Origin of the sequence: Streptomyces ureilyticus (assembly GCF_011045025.1) — a bacterium.
Lineage (GTDB): Bacteria > Actinomycetota > Actinomycetes > Streptomycetales > Streptomycetaceae > Streptomyces > Streptomyces ureilyticus.
Genome location: NZ_JAAKZX010000417.1, coordinates 1 through 2,626, shown reverse-complemented (window position 1 = coordinate 2,626; position 2,626 = coordinate 1). Strand labels below are relative to the sequence as shown.

General features: G+C 70.5%; 3 protein-coding genes. 1 reads left to right on the top strand and 2 read right to left on the bottom strand.

The window, feature by feature from the left end; all coding sequences use genetic code 11:
- Positions 1 to 35: 35 nt before the first annotated feature.
- Entirely contained in the window at positions 36 to 839 is an 804-nt protein-coding gene (locus G6048_RS47665; RefSeq protein WP_165345836.1) for a maleylpyruvate isomerase family mycothiol-dependent enzyme, read from the bottom strand.
- Positions 836 to 1,450: a TetR/AcrR family transcriptional regulator gene (locus tag G6048_RS47660; RefSeq protein ID WP_165345835.1), complete on the bottom strand. Its 615-nt coding sequence runs from the start codon at positions 1,448 to 1,450 to the stop codon at positions 836 to 838. The genes G6048_RS47665 and G6048_RS47660 overlap by 4 nt, the downstream gene beginning before the upstream one ends.
- 72 nt (positions 1,451 to 1,522) lie before the next feature.
- On the opposite strand from G6048_RS47660, the gene G6048_RS47655 reads away from it, so the two are divergent.
- A complete protein-coding gene (locus G6048_RS47655) occupies positions 1,523 to 2,311 on the top strand; it encodes an SDR family NAD(P)-dependent oxidoreductase (RefSeq protein WP_165345834.1) in 789 nt (262 codons plus the stop codon).
- Positions 2,312 to 2,626: the final 315 nt, after the last annotated feature.

Sequence of the window (2,626 nt, the reverse complement as noted above, 5' to 3'; positions counted from 1 at the left end):
GCCGGGGGCTGTGGGGGGCGGGTCCTGTGCCCCGGTCAGATGACGTTGACGGTGTCGAGGAAGCGGGTGGCGAGTTCGGTGTCACCGGTGATGGTCACGTCGCTGTCGCGCCAGGAGGAGCGCTGCGTGCCCCAGTCGGGGAAGGTCAGCGCGGGGGCGGTGACGTGCGCGGCGACCGGGCCGTTGGAGGGAGTCAGGGCGCCTGCCTCGTCGGTCCACCAGGTTCCGCCGCCGGGGCCGGTGAGGGTCAGTGCGAGGCGGGCGTCGAGTCCGGCGACCGGTGCCTTGGCGATCTGGTTGCTCAGTACGGCGATCATCCAGGTCAGGACCGCGCGCATCCTGTCCGCGTCGGTGGGCGGTACGGGCCGGCCGAGCGCCGGGGCCATGTCGTGGCGCAGGTGGGTGTGATGGTCGAAGACGAGTGCGCCGGCCATCAGCAGACCCAGGGGGTAGCGACCGAGTTCGGCCAGCCGTACCCGCGCTCGGGCGGCGGGCGTGCGTCTGACGACGTCCAGGATCGTGGTGGCTCGCCGGGTGGCGCGCTGGTACTCGGCCATCACCTTGGCGCGGCTCCAGTTCCGCCGTTGGTCGACGGGGGCCTCGTTCGCCTGTTCCAGGCTGCCGGCGAAGGTCGTGCGCAGCCCGGTGGGTACGTAGAAGCTCCGCGCTGTCGCACCGACGTGGGCGACGACGTCGGTGATGCGCCAGCCGGCCGCGGCGCTAGGTGCGATCCATTCGTCGTCGGTGAGGCCGCTGGTGAAGTTCAGCATCTCGGCGCGTTCGGCGCGCAGGGCGGCGGCCATGTTCGGCAGGTCCGCCGCGGGCAGGCGATCGGTCATGCCGTCTTCTTCTCCGGTGGTGAGGCGGGGCGGCGGATGGCCTGCACGGCAGCGTCGTACAGGTCGAACTGGTCGGCCTGTCCGCCCAGGCGCATCCACTCTTCTGTCGCCGCCTGGAGGCAGGTGATCGCCGCGGCCGCGATCGCGCGCGCCTGCAGGGTGCGGCGGTCGGAGTCGGGCAGTCGCGGCTCGATCAGCGGCGCGAACAGGTCTTGCCAGCGAGCCTGCTTCTCGGCGTGGCCGGCGCGCAGGGATTCGTTGCCGAACAGCAGGGTGACCAGCTCGAGCCGACGCTCGGCGGTGCTCTCGAGCTCCTCGAGCACAGAGAACGCCGCACGCAGCGACGCCCACGGGTCTTCGTCGGCCGGGCGCTCGGCGAGCCGTGCGGCGATCAATTCGCCCTGCTCGGACAGGCCGTTGAGCGCGAGGTCCTCCTTGTTGCGGAAGTAGTTGAACAGGGTCCGCTTGGAGACGCCCGCCGCGGCGGCGATCTCCTCGAGTGTCGTGTCGTCGTACCCCTTGGCGGCGAACAGTTCGAGGGCGGTCCGGGCGATGAGCGCGCGGACCACCGAGCGGGTCTGCTCACGAAGAGGTGCCGGTTTCTGAGCCATGCACCGATGGTACATCTCTTCGCGTGATGCAATAAATTTCACTCAGTGCAAGAGCGTGCGTAGAGTGCAGCCATGAGCAAAATCGACTATCGCCGCCAGACCGTCATCGTCACGGGAGCGAGCTCCGGGCTCGGCGCGGAATTCGCGCGCCAGCTGGCCCGCCGCGGCTCGGATCTCGTACTCGTCGCCCGCCGTGCGGACCGGCTCAAGGACCTGGCCGAAGAACTCACCGACGCCCACGGCGTCACGGTGACCGTCGTCGCCCGCGACCTCGGCCTGCCCGACGCCGGCCGCACGCTGCGCGCCGAACTCGAAGCCCGCGGCATCTACGCCACCGGACTGGTCAACAACGCCGGATTCGCCACCCACAACGCCCTCACCGACGAGGATCCCGACCGGCTGCAGAGCATGATCGCGCTGAACGTCAGCGCACTGGTCGACCTCAGCCGCGCCTACATCGGGCCGCTGGCCTTGGCCGACACCGGCGTCCTGATCAACGTCGCGAGCCTGCTGGGCTTCCAGCCGACCCCGTACCTGAGCGTCTACGGCGCCACCAAGGCCTTCGTCCTCAGCTTCACCGAATCGCTGTGGGAGGAGAGCCGCGGCACCGGCCTGCGCGTCCTTGCCGTGTGCCCCGGCGCCACAAAGACCGAGTTCTACGACGTCGCCGGCAGCCAGTCGGCCGACTACGGCACGAAGCGAGTCAGCCCCGCCCGCGTCGTCAGTACGGCCCTCGACACCCTCGACCGCCGCTCCGCGCCCCCGTCGGTGATCACCAACGGCCGCCCGCTCGCCCTCGCCGGCAAGATCCTTCCGCGCCGCCTGATCGTCCGGTTCATGGGCCGGATGGCCCGCCGCTGACCGGAAGCCGCCGCTCTTGACCACGTACTCGGCGCCCCGCTCCACGTCCCGGGCGGCGCTGCGCTCCGGCGCACTCACCAGCAGCAAAGGCCCGCCGCCAGCCGGCGCTGCTTCTCCGTCGCCTCCACCACCAGCCGCCGCCCTCGCCGGCAAACGTCGCCACCGTCAGCGGCCGCCGCCCTCACCAGCAAAGGACTTCCCAATCGTGATGTCAAGCCGCTGCTGTGACGGGAGGTGAACCTTGGTAGCACTGTCCGTCACGGATCATGGCCCACAGGACGTTGAGGCGTCGGCGAGCGAGGGCGAGCAGGGCCT